The organism is Bradyrhizobium sp. CB3481 (assembly GCF_029714305.1).
Taxonomy (GTDB): Bacteria; Pseudomonadota; Alphaproteobacteria; order Rhizobiales; family Xanthobacteraceae; genus Bradyrhizobium.
On record NZ_CP121647.1, the window covers coordinates 4,476,918 to 4,492,734 of the forward strand.

Consider the following 15,817-nt stretch of genomic DNA (forward strand, 5'->3'; position numbering starts at 1 on the left):
CAATGTGGACAAAAACACCACAATTTGGTCGACAGCGGAAGGGGCGAGCGCAAAATCCATGATGCGGAACAATCAATGCGCGAACTGCTGGGACGGGGTGCGCGCAAAGCAAAAAATCAGCGGCAGATCTGCCGCTCTTCGGGAGAATGCGATGAAGTTTTTCGCAATCGCAGGCATTGCTATTTCGGCTCTGTTCGCGGTTTCGCTCGGCACGCCCGCCGGCGCGCAGCAATGGCCGGCGCGGCAGGTGCGCCTGATCGTCCCCTACCCGGCCGGCGGCAATGTCGACAGCGCGGCGCGCGTCATCGCCGACCGCCTTCAGGCCAAGCTCGGCCAGCCGTTCATCGTGGAAAACAAGGCCGGCGCCGGCGGCCTGATTGCCGGCGAAGCCTTCGCGAAAATGCCGCCCGACGGTTATGCGCTGTTCGTCGGCGCCAACGGCCCGGTGCTGTTCGCGCCCGAGATCGCCAAGCGCGAGGCCTATAACTGGAAGCGGGATTTCGTCCCGATCAGCTCGATCACGATGACGCCGCTGGTGCTCGAAGTGCATCCGTCGCTAGCGGCGAACGATCTCAAGGAATTCCTCGAGCTGGCCCGCCGCGATCCCGGGAAGCTGACGATGGCCTCGCCCGGTCAGGGCACCACCAACCACCTGCTCAGCGAACTGATGCAGTCGACGCTAGGCCTGCAATGGCTGACCGTGCACTACCGCGGCAATGCGCCCGCGCTCAACGACCTGATCGGCGGACAGGTGCAGTTTGCCCTCGACCAGATCTCCGTCGGCCTGCCATCCATCAAGAGCGGCATGTTGCGCGCGCTCGCCGTCACTGGCAGCCACCGCGCTTCCTGGTTGCCTGACGTGCCGACCTTCACCGAGCTCGGCTACAAGGAATTCGACGGCCAGACCTTTACCGGCCTGTTCGCGCCGGCGCGCACGCCGCCCGAGGTTGTGACCAAGCTGCACGAAACGCTGGCGGAGATCCTGAAAGATCCGGCCATCGTCGAGAAGTTCAACGCGCTCGGCGCCGAGGCCGTATCGATGACGCCAGCGGAGTTCACGAGCTATCTCCAGCGCGAAGACGCCAAGTGGATTCCTGTCGTCCGCAAAGCCAACATCAAGGCCGACTGAGCGCAGCTATGCGGATCGATCCTGCATATCTCGATCCGGAAACGGCCTACCGGCTGATCACCGGCATCGTGGTGCCCCGGCCGATTGCCTGGGTAACCAGCCTTTCGCGCGACGGCGTCCTCAACCTCGCGCCGTTCTCGGCGTTCACGTTCGTCGCGCCAAAGCCGCCGATGCTGGCCATCAGCGTCGGCCGCAAGGGGAATATCTACAAAGATACCGCGCAGAACATCCTCAACAACGAGGAGTATGTCGTTCATATCGCCGATTCCAGCCTGATGAATGCGGTGCACGAGAGCTCCACCGAGCATCCGCCCGATGTCAGCGAGGTCGAGGAATTGCGACTGTCGACGCTGCCGGGCGAACGCATTAAGGTGCCCCGTCTCGTCGCGGCGCCGATCGCGATGGAATGCCGCTTTCGCCAGTGCCTTGAATTCGGCGAGACCCGATCGAGGCTGATCGTCGGCGAAGTGCTGGTGTTCCACATCAGGGACGGGCTGGTGAACAACGGCAAGATCGAGACCGAGGCGCTTGATCCGATCGCCCGCATCGCCGGTCCGCGTTACGCAAGGCTTGGCGAGATCGTTACCTTAAAACCCGTATTTCAGACTTCCAAAACCGAATCCTGAAGGCGTACCCGCGCGCTTTTCGCGCTGCGCTGATCCGAAGGACCGATCGCATGCATCTTCTGAGCTATCTCTCCAACGGCAAGCCGCGCTTTGGCGCACACGTCCCGGGCGGGATCATCGACCTCACCGAGCGAACGAAGTTTGCCGACCTGCGGACGCTGATTGCCGAAAACGGCCTCGACGCCGCGCGTCAGGCCGTTGCCGGGCAGAGGGCAGACCATGCGCTCGAAGACGTTGTTCTGCTGCCGCCGATCCCTGCCCCGGAAAAGCTCTGGTGCATCGGCGTCAACTACAGGGATCGCAACGCCGAGTACAAGGACAATTCGGACCTGCCGAAATATCCGAGCCTGTTCGTGCGCAACCCCTCCTCCGTCGTCGGCTCCGGCCAGCCGATCGAGAAGCCAAAAATCTCCGAACAGCTCGACTATGAGGGCGAGCTCGTGATCGTGATCGGCAAGGAAGGTCGGCACATCCCGCGCGAGCGCGCCTTTGAGCACATCTTCGGCATGACACTGTGCAACGAGGGCAGCATTCGCGACTGGCTGCATCACGGCAAGTTCAACGTCACCCAGGGGAAGAATTTCGACCGCTCGGGAAGCATCGGCCCGTGGATCGTCACCTCGGACGAATGCGATCCGCGCGGCCCGCATGACATCATCACCCGCGTCAATGGCGAGGTGCGCCAGAGCGATTCCACCGAGCGGCTGATGTTCCCGTTCGACTACCTAATCAGTTACCTCTCCACCTTCGCCACCTTGAAGCCTGGCGACATGATCGCGACTGGCACCCCGACCGGCGCCGGCGCCCGCTTCACGCCGCCACGCTGGCTCAAGGTCGGCGACGTCGTCGAGGTGGAGTCCAGCAAGATCGGCATCCTCCGCAACACCGTGACAGCGGAGCAATAGATGCTCGACCAGCAAACCGTCGAACGTCTGGCACAGCGGCTCGATGAGGCCGAGCGCTCTAAGTCGCTGATCTCAGCTTTCACGAGCGAATATCCTGATCTCACCATCGAGGACGCCTACGCCATTCAGCGCGCCTGGACCAGGCTGCAGCTCTCGCGCGGACGGGTCGTCAAGGGTCACAAGATCGGCCTGACGTCGAAAGCGATGCAGAATGCGGTGGGCATTTCCGAGCCCGATTACGGCGTGCTGTTCGCCGACATGTTCTATCCCGATGCGTCGCCGATCCCGTTCGACCGTTTTCGCGCGCCGCGCATCGAGGTCGAGCTGGCCTTCGTGCTGAAAACGCCGCTGAAGGGGCCCGGTTGCACGCTGTTCGACGTGCTCAACGCCACCGACTACGTCACGCCGGCGCTCGAAATCCTGGAAACGCGGATGCATCGCGTCGACCCTGTCACCAAGGCGCCGCGCAAGGTGATGGACACAATCTCGGACAATGCGGCGAATGCGGCCCTCGTCGTCGGCGGCCGGCCGATCCGCCCGCTCGACGCTGATTTGCGGTGGATCGGCGCGCTGCTGTTCCGCAATGGCCAGATCGAGGAAACCGGCATCGCGGCCGGCGTGCTCAACCATCCCGCCAACGGCGTGGCCTGGCTCGCCGATCGCCTCGCTGCCCAGGGCGAATATCTCGAAGCCAGCGAAGTGGTGCTGGCCGGCTCGTTCACCCGCCCGGTCGAGATCACCAAAGGCGACACCTTTCATGCCGATTACGGCCGGTTCGGCTCAGTGTCCTGCCAGTTCATTTGAAGCGAAAGCGTTTGCGGAGAACAAGATGACACGGCGCAAGAGCATTCATATCGGCGAGTTCAAGCACGCCAACCCCATTCCCAACGCCTGCCGCATCGGCAACCTCCTGATGTCAGGCGTCATTCTCGGACGCGACCCCGCCACCGGCGCGATGCCCGAGCGCATCGAGGACCAGTGCGCCAACATGTTCGCGCACATGAAAGCGATCGTCGAAGCCGGCGGCGGCACCACCGACGACATCATCAAGATGACGGTGTGGCTGCAGGACCGCAAGCAGCGCGCGCCTGTCAATGTCGAATGGCTGAAGATGTTTCCCGACGAGCATTCCCGCCCTGCCCGCCATGCGCTGCAGATGGACATGGAGAACGGCGCGCTCGTGCAATGCGATTTCACTGCCGTGATCGGCTGACCGCTATTCTACAAGGAACCTGACATGCCGACCTATCTGCCGTTCGATCCGAACCCGCGCCGCCCGTCAAAACTGCCGCCGCCGAAGAGCATCGACAGCCAGTTTCACGTGCTGGGCCCGCTGGAAAAATATCCGGTGCGGCCGGGTGCCGCTTACCAGATGCCGTCGGCGACCTGGGAAGCCGCGCTGCGCGTCCACAAGGCACTCGGCATCGAGCGCGGCATCATCGTGCAGACCACAACCTATGGCGCCGATCATGCCGTCGTGCTCGATGCGCTCGCGGCGATGGGGCCGAACTATCGCGGCTGCGCCAACGCACTGGTGTTTGCCGAGGCCGATGATGCCTATCTCGCCAAGCTGCACGATGCCGGCGTGCGCGGCGCCCGCTTCAGCTTCCGGCAGGAACTCGGCGCGGTGCTGTCAGACAAGGATTTTGCCCGCGCGATCGCGCGAATCCGCGAACTCGGCTGGTACGCAAAAATCCAACCGGAGAAGGACGGCATCGTCTCCAGCGCCGCAAAATACGAAAACCTCGACGTCCCCGTGCTGATCGATCACATGGCCCGTCCTGATCCCGCGCGCGGCAAGGACGATCCAAACCTGCAGAAAATGCTGGAGCTTTTGTCGAAGGGCAATTTCTGGATGATGTTGTCGCTCGGCGAAAAGACATCGAAGAAGGGCCCGCCCTGGAACGACGTCATTCCGATCGCGCGCGCCTATATCGAAGCCGCTCCCGACCGCTGCGTCTGGGCCAGCGACTGGCCGCATCCGGTCTCGGTGGTGCAGCCGCCGAACGATGCCGACCTGCTCGAGCTGTTTTACCGCTACGTGGCTGACGACTCAGAGCTGAAGCGAATCCTGGTCACCAACCCGGCAAAACTGTTCGGGTTCGAGAACTAGCTCGCATAGCGCCTAGCGCGGGGCGGCCGTCACGAAGGACACGACCACGGGCAGCGTCACCGCCGCCAAAGTCGTGCCGAGCGCGACGGCGCCGGAGACGGCCTCGGTGAGACGTCCGTACTGCGCCGAGAAGATGTAGGCATTGGCGCCGGTCGGCATTGCGGCAAACAGAACCACGACCGCCGCCGAAATCGGCGGCAAGGCCAGAACGTAGAACGCGAGGATCGCGGCAATCGCCGGCATCGCCACGAGCTTGAGCGCGCACATCAGCATCATCGCCAGCGCCTGCCCCTTGATCCTGAAGCCGAACAGGTTGATGCCGAGCGCGATCAACGCGGTCGGCGAGCCCGCCTGTGCCAGCAGCTCCAGCGTCTTATCAGCAACCGGATGCAGCCCGAGGCCGGTGAAACGCCAAAGAAAGCCGAAGCCAAGCGCGAGCATGATCGGGTTTCGTGCAATCTCCCGCACGGCCCGCAGCACCAAAAGCGGCGCGCTCTCCGAAGACTTTCGTTCCGCCCACGCCATCTGCAGCGTGCCGCAGAGCCAGAGCAGCGGTGTGTTGACGGAGAGGATCAAGGCCATCGAGCCGGCGGCCTGGCTGCCCAGCGCCGATAATGTCAGGGGCAGGCCGAGCATCACGATGTTGCCGTAGATCGAGCCGATCGCAAGCACCACGCCGTCGGCCCGGGACTGCCGAAGCAGGGATGACACCAGGAGCGCGACGATCCAGGTGATCGCCGTCGCCCCGTAGTAAGCACCCCACACCGAGAAGGCGTTGACGGCCGGAAATTCGGCGACGACCACGATCCGGAACAACAGCGCCGGGATGGCGATGCTGAAGGCGAACTCGGCGATACCCTTGTTCGCCGTCGGTGAGATGAACTTGAGCGCTACCGCCGCATAGCCGGCGGCTATCAGGGCGAACACGGGAACAACGATCAATACAGCGCTCATGCCCTGCCCATCCGTCGGAAATCGGCCGGGAGCGACCGTCGTTCGCACCAATTGCCGTTGAATCGTAGCATGGTCCCCGCGCGTCCTGCTATCATTGCCCCATGACCTCACGCGAGTCCGCTGCTTCCGAAATCACCCCCGAAGTGCTGCTGCGGGCCTATGCCTGCGGCATCTTCCCGATGGCCGAGAGCGCCGGCGATCCGACGCTGTTCTGGGTCGAGCCGGAAATGCGCGGCGTGATTCCGCTCGACGGTTTCCGCATCGCCTCGCGCCTCGCCCGCACCGTGCGTTCGGACGCCTTCAGCGTTAGCGTCGATACCGCCTTCAAGGCCGTCATCGCCGGCTGCGCGGCGCCGCAGCCCGGCCGCGACGACACCTGGATCAACAAGCGTATCCGCGATCTCTATCTCGGGCTGCACGAGCTCGGGCATTGCCACAGCGTCGAGGTCTGGCAGGACGGCGACCTCGTCGGCGGCCTCTATGGCGTCAGCCTGGGCCGGGCGTTCTTCGGCGAGAGCATGTTTCATCGCGCCCGCGATGCCTCGAAAGTGGCGCTGGTGCATCTGGTAGCGCGGCTGATCGCCGGCGGCTTCGAACTGCTCGACACGCAGTATGTCACCGAACACTTGCGCAGCTTCGGCGCCGTCGAAATTCCGCGCCGCCGCTATCGCGCTCTGCTCGATAACGCGATCACCGGCGAGCCCGCGGAGTTCATGCGGCTGGTGTCCAGCATCAGCGGCGCGGAGGCGCTTGCGATTATCGCGCAGCGGGGCTGAATTCGCGTGTCCCGGACGCGGTGCAGCCTAGGCGATGCGCAGCATCGTCCGACAACGCTGCGCCGCAGAGCCGGGACCCATCCCCATTCGCAAGGACGTGGGTCCCGGTTCTGCGGCGCAGCACTTCGTGCTGCACAGCGCCCGGGACACGGACGCGAGATGCATTGGACTAATTCCCGAACAATCCGCCGAACAGCCCACCCGGCCGCTGCTGCGGCGGAGGCGGCGGTGGCGCCTGCTGCGGTTGCTGCTGGAATTGCGGCTGCGGCATCGGTCCGGGCGGACGCGGCGCGGCCTGCTTCGGCGGTGGCGGCGGGCGCTTGGCGCCCGTGGGCGGCGCGGCAGGCTTCGGCGGATCAGGCTGCGCACTGACGATGGTCTGGTCAGGCCCTTTGCAGTCGGTCAGCCAGATATCATAGACCGGATGCTCGACGCCGTGCAGGCCGGGGCTGGCGGCGAACATCCAGCCCGAGAAGATCCGCTTCACCTCGCCCTGCAGCGTGATCTCGTCGACCTCGACAAAGGCGTCGGTGTTGGCAGCTTCCGTCGAGGGCCGGGTGTAGCAGGCGCTGGTCTTCACGCGCAGCGCACCGAACTGCACGGTCTCGCCGATGTCCTCGTCGAAATTGATGATGCGGCCGGTGATCTTGTCGAGCCCGGAGAAGCTCGCCTTCTTGTTCGTGATCTTGGTGGCCGGCGGCTCGGAGACGACCTCGTCGCCCGGCTGTAACGTCGCCGGCGAACTTGGCACGCCCTTAGCTGGGGGCTGCTGCGGCTGGCGTCCGGGAGGCGCATTGGCGACGCCCGGACCACCGGGCTGCGGCGGCTGAACGGCAACGCCGGGCTGCGTGCCCTGGGACGTGCCGGGCGGCGGCGGCAGCGGCTGCGACTGGAAGCTGCCCGGCGGCGGCGCGCCCTGCCCCGGCGGTGGCCGGTTCGGGGTCGGCAACAGGCGGCCGCGCGGCAGTTCCGGCACTTCCTCGTCGTCGTCAGGGAATTGTTGTTGTTGCTGCTGATTGCCACGGGGAATCGCGCCCGGCGGCCGCAGCGGCGGATCGGAAAAGATATTGCCGATCTGCGCCTGCGCGGGCGGCGCAAGCGAGGCCGTGGTGGCGGCGATCAGGGCCGCAAGACCGGTCAGGGCAATGGTTCGAAGCATCTCGCGCGGCTTTAAAGGGCGAATCGGGCTCGCGACATAGTACAGACTAATCCGCCGCTCGCGTCCCATCCGGTTAACACGGCGAATACGGCGGGTTTGCGACAGAAGCAATTTCCGCTGTAATTTCAAGGAGTCCAATACCACCTTTTCTCATCTTTCGCGGGGGTTTTCCGGCCCGTCGGCTTTCATGAACAGCATCCTGGCGAAGGCGGTAAAAAAAGAAGCATGGTTCTTACCCGCTTGTCGATGACGCCGACGCGGCATTCCGGGAGGCTGACGCCGGCGTTCGGCGGCGAAGCAGACCTGCCCGAGTTGCGTCCATCCCGCCAAGTTGCCCACAGCCGACATTGTTGCCGCAAAATCCAAACCGCCAATTGACGGCCCGGCGGAGTGCCCCTCAAAATGCTGTGGCGCATTAAGGTGTAGCATTGGCAGAACCGACCGAAGTCCAACGCCGGCTGGTAGCAGTCTTCGCGGCCGACGTTGAGGGCTATAGCCGACTTATGGGATCTGACGAGGTCGGTACGCTGCAGCTCCTGACCGAGCGCCGGGCCACGCTCGACAAGGCGATAGCTGACCGGCGGGGTCGTATAGCTAACACCGCGGGCGACAGCGTCCTTGCGGAGTTCGGTAGCGTTGTGGACGCTGTACAGTGCGCGGTCGAGGCGCAGGACGCTCTGGCCGAAGCGAACGCCAGCTTGCAATCGGACAAGCGCATCAATTTCCGTATCGGTATCCACGTGGGTGACGTGATGGTTCGTGCGGGCGATCTGTTCGGCGACGGCGTGAACATCGCAGCGCGGTTGCAGACGCTGGCGGAGCCGGGTGGGGTTTGCGTCTCCGGAACGGCGTATGAGCAGGTGCGGAAAGTTCTGCCGATTACGTTTAGCGATTTGGGGACGCAGCAGGTCAAGAACATCGAAGAGCCCTTGCGGGCCTACGCGGTCTCCAAGCCCGCCGACGCCATGGCGGCACTGCAAGCTGCCGCGGAAGCGCCGAAGCCGATTCCACTCCCCGACAAGCCCTCTATTGCCGTCTTGCCGTTCCAGAACATGAGCGGCGATGCCGAGCAGGAGTATTTCGCTGACGGAATGGTCGAGGACATCATCACTGCACTGTCCCGTTTCAAATGGCTGTTCGTGATCGCTCGCAATTCGAGCTTTACCTATAAGGGGCAGTCGGTCGACATCAAGCGAGTTGGGCGAGAACTAGGTGTTCGTTACGTATTAGAAGGCAGCGTGCGAAAGGCAAACGGTCGAGTACGGATTACAGCGCAGCTCATTGACGCGGAGACAAGGGCCCATATTTGGGCGGATCGTTACGACCGCGCCGTCGATGACATCTTTGCATTGCAGGATGAGATAACCTTGAGCACCGTCGCCGCAATCGAGCCCAGCGTGCGTCAAGCTGAAATTGAACGGGCCAAGCGTAAACGACCTGAAAATCTCCACGCGTACGACCTTGTTCTACGTGCGACACCGCTAGTTGACACTGGAATGCCGGACGGCGCGTCGCAAGCCGTACCACTCCTGCAGCGCGCACTTTTGCTTGAGCCGAACTATGCGCTTGCGCACGGCCAAACCGCGTTTTGCAATGAGATACTGTATCTCCGGGCGGGGAGGCGTGAAGAGAATCGCACAGCTGCGATACGGCACGCGCATACTGCGGTGGCGCTTGGCCCCGACGATGCTCCGGCACTTGTTTATGCCGCTATCGCGATAGGTCTTGTCGAACATAACCGTACTTTGGCTCAGGAGACGTTCGAGGCCGCTCTTGCAATCTCCCCATCGGCAGCGTGGGCATATTCTTGGGGCGCCCTGATTTTGGGCTGGGGCGGGGAAGCCGAGCGTGCAATCGACTGGGGCGAGCGGGGCATCCGCCTTAGCCCGTTCGATCCGTGGATTACCGCGGCGCTGCATGGCATTTGCATGGGTCACTTTCTTCGAGCGCGCTATGAAGATGCCGCGGTGGCGGCGCAACGGGCCATTCGTAGCAAACCAGGTTTCAGTGTCTCCCACATGTTCCTTGCAGCGGCGCTTGCTAAACTCGGTCGAATGGAAGATGCGAAAGTGGCTGCCGATCGCGTAATGCAACTTCAACCCAACTTCAGCAGCACCGGTCAGTGCTCCGCCATAGGTTGCGTCCCGGTGCTCGCTCGGCCTCTTATCGAAGCAATGCGGGCCTCAGGTCTTCCCGAATGACCACCACACGCCGCTTCGCGGCCATCCTCGAGGTAACGGCGGGAAAAGGACGGCTTGCCCCCTACCGCCGCAGTCCGGCCTGGACCAACGCAAAACCGGCTTTCAGACCAGTGAAACGTGATCTAGCCACGCTCAGTTTCAGATGAAATAGTCGGGTTCGTCGCGCGGCTGCGCGCGAAAACCATCAAAATCCGGGATAGCCGGACGAGCCGGAGGAAACCCAGACATGCCCGATCGAATTCGCCTCGATGGCCGGGTTGCCGTCGTGACCGGCGCAGCCGGCGTCATCGGAACCGCGACCATTCGCCTGCTCGCCGAACGTGGCGCGCGGATTGTCGCAGTCGACCGCCGGGAAGAGGACCTCCGGGCCGCCATCAGCGGCCTGCCCGCCTCCGCCGAAGCGCTCGCGATCACGGCCGACGTCACACAAGAAGGGGACGTCGCGGAATATGTCCGCGCCACCGTCGACAGGTTCGGCACGATCGACGCGTTCTACAACAACGCCGGCATCGAGGGCGATATCAAGCCGATCCCGCAATATTCGCTGGAGAGCTTTCGCCGCGTGCTCGACGTCAACGTGGTCGGCGTCTTCCTCGGCATGAAGCACGTGATGCCGGTGATGCTGAAGCAAAACAAGGGCAGCATCATCAATACCGCCTCGATCGCCGGCCTGATCGGATCACCGATGATCGCCGTCTACAGCGCCAGCAAGCACGCCGTGATCGGCCTGACCAAGAGCGCCGCCTGGGAATGCACCGGCACCGGTGTGCGGGTGAACTGCGTCTGCCCCGGCCTGATCGACAGCCGGATGCTGAGCACGATTTTGCAGGGCCGTAGTCCCGGCAATGAGCCGCCGCCGACTGAAAAGATCGTCGACCGGATTCCGGCGCGACGGCTCGGACAGGCGTCCGAAGTCGCCTCCATCGTGGCGTTCCTCGCCTCGGATGAAGCAAGCTACGTCTCCGGCTCCGCCTACACCGTCGACGGCGGCCGGACCGCGGCGTAGCTCAACGCCCGTCATTCCGGGATGGTCCGAAGGACCAGACCCGGAATCTCGAGATTCCGGGTTCGCTGCGCGCCCCGGAATGACAAACTTAACCGCAGAGGTCCTCGCCATCATGCCCGTCACACTCGATCCCGATGCCGCCGCCGTCTACAAGGCTTTCCAGGAAGCAGGTCGTCCCGCCTATGAGACGCTGACCGCACCGGAAGCGCGCGAGTACTATCGGGCCGCCCGTGTCGTGATGAACCCCGATCCCCCCGCGCTCGAATCGAACAAGCCGATCGATATCCCCGCGCCGCATGGCGCCCTTCCTGCGCGCATCTACACGCCGAAGGCGCTGCGCAAGAATAACGGCCTTGCGCCGTGCCTCGTCTTCTTTCATGGCGGCGGCTGGGTGATCGGCGACCTCGATACCCATGAAGTCGTTTGCCAGAAGCTGGCTCATGAAGGCGAGATAATCGTCATCTCGGTCGACTACCGCCTGGCGCCCGAGCACAAATTCCCTGCCGCCGCCGACGACGCCATCACCGCGACCAGATGGGTTGCCGCCAATGCAAAACAGCTCGGCATCGACGCCGGACATCTGCTGGTCGGCGGCGACAGCGCCGGCGGCAATCTCGCCGCCGTGGTGGCGCTGGCCGGGCGCGACGGCGACGGACCTGATCTCGCCGGCCAGGTCTTGATCTATCCCGCCACCGACTTTGCGATGAAGCATCCGTCGCACAGCGAGCCGGAGACCAGCATCCTGCTGACGCACTCCGTAATCAAATGGTTCTGCAACCACTATCTGAACAGCGCCGCCGACATCGATCACTGGAAGGCCTCGCCGGCCCGCGCAAAATCAGTCGCAGGGTTGCCGCCCGCCTATGTATTGACCGCGGGCGCCGATCCCCTGCGCGACGAAGGCGCCGAATATGCCGCACGGCTGAAGGAAGCCGGCGTCCCCGTGACCTACCGGCACTTCCCCGGCCAGTTCCACGGCTTCTTCACCATGGGCAAGCTTTTGAACCAGGCCAACGTTGCCCTGAGTGAAATCGCTGCTTGGCTCAAAGCGCTGAAATGATGCAGATTGCTGCCGCTCTTCCATGACTTCGTGAATCTCTCCAGGTGTATTTGAGGCTGTTGTGATCGAACCGATCCTTGTTTTTGGCATCCCCGTCGACTTCATCCTGTTCGCGCTGACGCTGCTCGGGGTCGCGCTGTTCCACCACAAGACGCTCCAGGTCGCGCTGACGGGGCTCGCCGCGATCATCGTCTACAAGTTGGTTTTCACCGGCTTCAAATACGGCGCTGGCTTCGGCGGCCTCGGCCATCACATGGCGCATGAATGGGTCACGCTCGCCAATCTGTTCCTCCTGCTGATGGGGTTTGCGCTGCTGTCGCGGCATTTCGAGGAAAGCCGCATTCCCGATGAGATGCCGGCGCTGCTGCCGGACGACTGGAAGGGCGGCGTCGTGCTGCTCGTGCTGGTGTTCGTGCTCTCGAGCTTTCTCGACAACATCGCCGCGGCCCTGATCGGCGGCACGGTGGCGCGCCACGTCTTTCGCGGCAAGGTTCACATCGGCTTTCTCGCCGCGATCGTCGCGGCCTCGAACGCCGGCGGCTCCGGCAGCGTCGTCGGCGATACCACGACGACCATGATGTGGATCGCCGGCGTCAGCCCGCTTGCGGTCGTGGAAGCTTACATCGCGGCGATCGTCGCCATGCTGGTCTTTGCCGTGCCCGCCTCGATCCAGCAGCAGCGCTACGCGCCAATCCAGAAGGACCCGTCGAAGGGCCTGAAGATCGACGGTGCGCGCGTAGCCATCGTCGCCGCCATCCTGCTCGCCGCCCTCGCCACCAACGTCACCGCGAACGTGAAATTTCCTGCCTTGCTCGACGCCGTACCGGTGCTCGGCATCGCGGTCTGGACGGTCATCCTGCTGACGGCACCGTGGCGCGCGCCGGACTGGAAGGTGATGCCGGAGACCTTCAAGGGCACGATCTTTCTGCTCGCCTTGGTCACCGCGGCCTCGCTGATGCCGGTCGAGAAACTTCCGGCGGCGTCATGGCCGACCGCGCTCGGCCTCGGCTTCGTCTCTGCCGTGTTCGACAACATCCCCCTCACCGCACTCGCGCTGAAGCAAGGCGGCTACGACTGGGGCTATCTCGCCTATGCGGTCGGCTTCGGCGGATCGATGATCTGGTTCGGATCGTCGGCCGGCGTCGCGCTGTCGAACATGTATCCGGAAGCGAAGTCGGTCGGCCGCTGGATCGCCCAGGGTTGGCCGGTGGCTCTCGCCTATGTCGTGGGATTCTTCGTGATGCTGGCGGTGCTCGGCTGGCATCCGGACCCGCGCGTTTAGCGCGAGGGTTGCTGCGAGCCGCCGAATCAGCGTCTAGCCTGTTTATCCCGGCCGTTGCAACTGGTCCGACTCAGGCCGCAATGTTATCCAAGTTTCGCACTAGTTCTGGCACGCAAACGAATCTGCCAGGTGATTCTGGCGGACGGCCGCAACCTCGCGAGGAACCGCCATGTTATTCTTCAAGCGCGAACTCAGCCCGATCGAGCGCTTCGAGGTCGCGCTGAAAGACAAGCTCTCGGCGCGGCAAAAGCTGGCCGAGCGGCTCAGCGTCACCGAGGCGGAACTTTTGGAAAAGCGCACTGCTGCCGAACAGCTCGCGGTCGCCGGTGCCAATAATTCCCGGCTCGATCGCGCCGAAGCCAGCATGCGCACCGTCGAAGAGCGCGCCAAGACGCTGCGCGCCGAACTTGTCGAGGTCGACGATCAGGTCGCTTCCGCCGAGCGCGCCCTCGCCGATGCGAAAGCGCAGCGCGACCGCGACACGTTAGCCGACCAGATCGAGGCGATGGCGACCGCGATCGAACGGGCCGCGCCCGGATTCGAAGCCGGCAGCGCAGCGCTGGTCGAGGCCGTCACCCAAAGCGCGCTGTCGATACCGGAAGCCACGCGTTTTGCGAGCAGCATCGATGCGGTGCGTAGCGAAGTCCGCGCGGCGACCGATTTGATCTGCTGGGAGCTGCGCTCCGCCGCGGTACGTACCCGCGCGGGCAACGCCAACCTTGCCAGCATCTCGCTCTCGGAAGCCGAGCAGCTCGCATCGGCGGAGATCGAGCGGCAGTTGATCTACACGTTGCATCCCCTGCGTTGGCGCGAGGGCGACGAGGTACGCAAGGCTCCAGCCTTCGCGCTGGTCGGCCTGCCGAAAGCGCTGCTGGCGGTGGCGCTGCAGCACCAGCATGTCGATCATCTCAATGCCCGCCGGGTGCAGACCTTGATGCATCTTCACGGCAGCGCCGGCCATAACGGCGAACCCCAGGACGACGATCCGCAGCTCGTCGATCTCGATGCCCTGCTCGCAGAGCAACAGCCGAGCGCGCAAGCCGACGTTGCGTGAGCATCAGGCGCCCGGTCATCGGGTGCCGGACGCTGCGCAGGCGCTGAACCAATCCTGCCGGGAAACGTTGTCCGGGTCATTTCTGAACCGGATACAGTGTCATGCGGCTGCGCATCGTCACACTCAACGTCTGGAACCGGCAAGGCGATCCGAGACGAGCCGGCCTGATCAACCGCGAACTGTGCAAGCTCGCGCCCGATCTGGTGTCGTTCCAGGAAGTCGTCCAATCGCCGGAGCGTTCGCAGCTCGACGAATTAATCCACGACACCGGACTGCACGGAACGCATCAGGCTGGCATTCTGCGTAGCGCCCCGCCTTATGCCGATCGCTTCGGCGGAAACGCCGTCGCGACGCGGTGGCCACATCATGTCGAAGAGGTGCTGGACCTGCGGATGTCGGATGCAAACGACATCCCCTGGTGCTCGCTGGCGGTCACGGTGCCGTTGCCCGGCGCGGGCGACGTTCTGTTCATCGCCACGACGACGTCGTGGCGGCTATCGGCGGAAGCGGCCCGGGAGCGTCAGGCCGTGGCGCTGACGGATCTCGATGCGCGCCACCGGCGGACGCTTCCCACAATCATCGCCGGCGATTTCAACGCGACGCCCGACGCGGCCAGCATTCGCTACCTCAGGGGATTGCAGTCGCTCGGCGGACGAAGCGTCCGGTATCACGATGCGTGGGAGATTGCCGGCGAAGGCCAGGGTCATACCTGGAGCGTCGATAATCCGAATGCGAAGGCGGAGATCGGCGCGATCGTGCGCCAGCCGCATCATCGCCGCCGGGTCGACTATGTGTTCGTCGGCTCCTGGGACGCTCATCCGAAGGCCATTTGCGAGGTTGCGGCCGCTTCGCTTGCCTTCGACCGGCCGGTGGACGGCATCTGGCTCAGCGATCATTTCGGCGTCGTGGTCGACGTCGAAATCCGCGCGATTTCCTGAGCCATCGCACCGCTTGCGATTCCTTTCGGAAATCGGGTGGCTGCGGCGTCTCCATCTTGCGAGCGTCATCCAGCAATACAGTCGTAGTCGGAGCAAGCCATGAAATCCGAAAATGCCAAACTATACCTCGCATCCAGCAACGACACGGCCCGCCGCAATCCATTCGGCGTGATGGACGTGCCGCATCCCGACGACGACGACGTGATGCGGTTCGCCCGCAACACGATGCCGGAAGAATCGGCGGCTGACGAAAATGCCGAGCCGTGGAGCGCCGGCGATGGCTATCCGCACGGTTCGATCGAGGGACGATGGTCCAGCCGCTGGAAAGGCGCCGCGGATCCGACCATACCGGGCGATACGCCGGACAAGTGGAAACAGGGCCGCGGCGAAGCGAGGATCGTAGGTGACCGCGTCTACCTGCTGTTCGATTGGGATTCCGGCAGGCGGCGCGGTCTCATCGAGGCGCGGCGCGAAGGCGCGCACCGGCTGATCGGCAAATACATCAACCTGAACAATCCCGAAATCACCGTGCCGTGGGTGGGCCTTGTGGTGAACTACCGGCGAATAGACGGTTACTTCTCGCAGGGCCGGGTGGATTTCCGCAGATAGCGGCG

Annotated in this window: 16 protein-coding genes; 14 read left to right on the top strand and 2 right to left on the bottom strand. The window is 63.8% G+C overall.

What is annotated here, in order from left to right; translation table 11 throughout:
* Nucleotides 1-151 precede the first annotated feature (151 nt).
* From QA643_RS21715 to QA643_RS21740, 6 genes are read left to right on the top strand one after another with little or no spacing between them, the layout of a single operon-like run.
* Nucleotides 152-1,129: a tripartite tricarboxylate transporter substrate binding protein gene (locus QA643_RS21715; RefSeq protein ID WP_283027943.1), complete on the top strand. Its 978-nt coding sequence runs from the start codon at nucleotides 152-154 to the stop codon at nucleotides 1,127-1,129.
* An 8-nt stretch (nucleotides 1,130-1,137) separates the two neighbouring features.
* Entirely contained in the window at nucleotides 1,138-1,755 is a 618-nt protein-coding gene (locus QA643_RS21720; RefSeq protein WP_283027944.1) for a flavin reductase family protein, read from the top strand.
* Nucleotides 1,756-1,805: 50 nt separating this feature from the next.
* A complete protein-coding gene (locus QA643_RS21725; protein ID WP_283027945.1) occupies nucleotides 1,806-2,660 on the top strand; it encodes a fumarylacetoacetate hydrolase family protein in 855 nt (284 codons plus the stop codon).
* A complete protein-coding gene (gene hpaH, locus QA643_RS21730) occupies nucleotides 2,661-3,464 on the top strand; it encodes a 2-oxo-hept-4-ene-1,7-dioate hydratase (protein WP_283027946.1) in 804 nt (267 codons plus the stop codon).
* A 25-nt stretch (nucleotides 3,465-3,489) separates the two neighbouring features.
* Nucleotides 3,490-3,873, top strand: coding sequence for a RidA family protein (locus tag QA643_RS21735; protein ID WP_283027947.1), 384 nt, complete (start codon nucleotides 3,490-3,492; stop codon nucleotides 3,871-3,873).
* Between the two features lie 24 nt (nucleotides 3,874-3,897).
* The gene (locus QA643_RS21740) at nucleotides 3,898-4,773 is read left to right on the top strand and encodes an amidohydrolase family protein (protein WP_283027948.1); all 876 of its coding nucleotides are present in this window, start codon (nucleotides 3,898-3,900) and stop codon (nucleotides 4,771-4,773) included.
* A 12-nt stretch (nucleotides 4,774-4,785) separates the two neighbouring features.
* Here the strand turns inward: QA643_RS21740 and QA643_RS21745 are convergent, their stop codons facing one another.
* Nucleotides 4,786-5,727, bottom strand: coding sequence for an AEC family transporter (locus tag QA643_RS21745; protein WP_283027949.1), 942 nt, complete (start codon nucleotides 5,725-5,727; stop codon nucleotides 4,786-4,788).
* A 101-nt stretch (nucleotides 5,728-5,828) separates the two neighbouring features.
* Between QA643_RS21745 and aat the strand changes: the two genes are divergently transcribed.
* Nucleotides 5,829-6,503, top strand: coding sequence for a leucyl/phenylalanyl-tRNA--protein transferase (aat, locus tag QA643_RS21750; RefSeq protein ID WP_283027950.1), 675 nt, complete (start codon nucleotides 5,829-5,831; stop codon nucleotides 6,501-6,503).
* A gap of 169 nt (nucleotides 6,504-6,672) precedes the next feature.
* On the opposite strand, the gene QA643_RS21755 is transcribed toward aat, so the two are convergent.
* A complete protein-coding gene (locus tag QA643_RS21755; protein WP_283027951.1) occupies nucleotides 6,673-7,662 on the bottom strand; it encodes a DUF2155 domain-containing protein in 990 nt (329 codons plus the stop codon).
* Nucleotides 7,663-8,090: 428 nt separating this feature from the next.
* Here QA643_RS21755 and QA643_RS21760 point away from each other — a divergent pair, with 428 nt between their 5' ends.
* From QA643_RS21760 to QA643_RS21790, 7 genes are all read left to right on the top strand, one after another.
* Nucleotides 8,091-9,863 (top strand): adenylate/guanylate cyclase domain-containing protein, encoded by a 1,773-nt coding sequence (locus QA643_RS21760; protein WP_349253211.1) that lies wholly within the window; start codon nucleotides 8,091-8,093, stop codon nucleotides 9,861-9,863.
* Nucleotides 9,864-10,089: 226 nt separating this feature from the next.
* Nucleotides 10,090-10,869 (top strand): SDR family oxidoreductase, encoded by a 780-nt coding sequence (locus QA643_RS21765; RefSeq protein ID WP_283027952.1) that lies wholly within the window; start codon nucleotides 10,090-10,092, stop codon nucleotides 10,867-10,869.
* A 112-nt stretch (nucleotides 10,870-10,981) separates the two neighbouring features.
* Complete coding sequence (locus QA643_RS21770) at nucleotides 10,982-11,929, top strand: alpha/beta hydrolase (protein ID WP_283034880.1); 948 nt, start codon at nucleotides 10,982-10,984, stop codon at nucleotides 11,927-11,929.
* Between the two features lie 61 nt (nucleotides 11,930-11,990).
* Nucleotides 11,991-13,211 carry a citrate transporter gene (locus QA643_RS21775; protein WP_283027953.1) on the top strand — a complete coding sequence of 407 codons (1,221 nt, stop codon included), beginning with the start codon at nucleotides 11,991-11,993 and terminating at the stop codon, nucleotides 13,209-13,211.
* A 169-nt stretch (nucleotides 13,212-13,380) separates the two neighbouring features.
* Nucleotides 13,381-14,265: a hypothetical protein gene (locus QA643_RS21780; RefSeq protein WP_283027954.1), complete on the top strand. Its 885-nt coding sequence runs from the start codon at nucleotides 13,381-13,383 to the stop codon at nucleotides 14,263-14,265.
* A gap of 101 nt (nucleotides 14,266-14,366) precedes the next feature.
* Nucleotides 14,367-15,203 (top strand): endonuclease/exonuclease/phosphatase family protein, encoded by an 837-nt coding sequence (locus QA643_RS21785; protein WP_283027955.1) that lies wholly within the window; start codon nucleotides 14,367-14,369, stop codon nucleotides 15,201-15,203.
* A gap of 99 nt (nucleotides 15,204-15,302) precedes the next feature.
* Complete coding sequence (locus tag QA643_RS21790; RefSeq protein ID WP_283027956.1) at nucleotides 15,303-15,812, top strand: hypothetical protein; 510 nt, start codon at nucleotides 15,303-15,305, stop codon at nucleotides 15,810-15,812.
* Nucleotides 15,813-15,817 lie beyond the last annotated feature (5 nt).

Excerpts from the sequence above, each read along its gene's own strand:
- QA643_RS21780 (WP_283027954.1), top strand. The coding sequence starts at position 13,381 with ATGTTATTCTTCAAGCGCGAACTCAGCCCGATCGAGCGCTTCGAGGTC.
- QA643_RS21745 (WP_283027949.1), bottom strand. The coding sequence starts at position 5,727 with ATGAGCGCTGTATTGATCGTTGTTCCCGTGTTCGCCCTGATAGCCGCC.
- QA643_RS21770 (WP_283034880.1), top strand. The coding sequence starts at position 10,982 with ATGCCCGTCACACTCGATCCCGATGCCGCCGCCGTCTACAAGGCTTTC.
- QA643_RS21725 (WP_283027945.1), top strand. The coding sequence starts at position 1,806 with ATGCATCTTCTGAGCTATCTCTCCAACGGCAAGCCGCGCTTTGGCGCA.
- QA643_RS21720 (WP_283027944.1), top strand. The coding sequence starts at position 1,138 with ATGCGGATCGATCCTGCATATCTCGATCCGGAAACGGCCTACCGGCTG.
- QA643_RS21785 (WP_283027955.1), top strand. The coding sequence starts at position 14,367 with ATGCGGCTGCGCATCGTCACACTCAACGTCTGGAACCGGCAAGGCGAT.
- QA643_RS21715 (WP_283027943.1), top strand. The coding sequence starts at position 152 with ATGAAGTTTTTCGCAATCGCAGGCATTGCTATTTCGGCTCTGTTCGCG.
- QA643_RS21755 (WP_283027951.1), bottom strand. The coding sequence starts at position 7,662 with ATGCTTCGAACCATTGCCCTGACCGGTCTTGCGGCCCTGATCGCCGCC.
- QA643_RS21790 (WP_283027956.1), top strand. The coding sequence starts at position 15,303 with ATGAAATCCGAAAATGCCAAACTATACCTCGCATCCAGCAACGACACG.
- QA643_RS21740 (WP_283027948.1), top strand. The coding sequence starts at position 3,898 with ATGCCGACCTATCTGCCGTTCGATCCGAACCCGCGCCGCCCGTCAAAA.
- hpaH (WP_283027946.1), top strand. The coding sequence starts at position 2,661 with ATGCTCGACCAGCAAACCGTCGAACGTCTGGCACAGCGGCTCGATGAG.
- QA643_RS21735 (WP_283027947.1), top strand. The coding sequence starts at position 3,490 with ATGACACGGCGCAAGAGCATTCATATCGGCGAGTTCAAGCACGCCAAC.
- QA643_RS21765 (WP_283027952.1), top strand. The coding sequence starts at position 10,090 with ATGCCCGATCGAATTCGCCTCGATGGCCGGGTTGCCGTCGTGACCGGC.
- aat (WP_283027950.1), top strand. The coding sequence starts at position 5,829 with ATGACCTCACGCGAGTCCGCTGCTTCCGAAATCACCCCCGAAGTGCTG.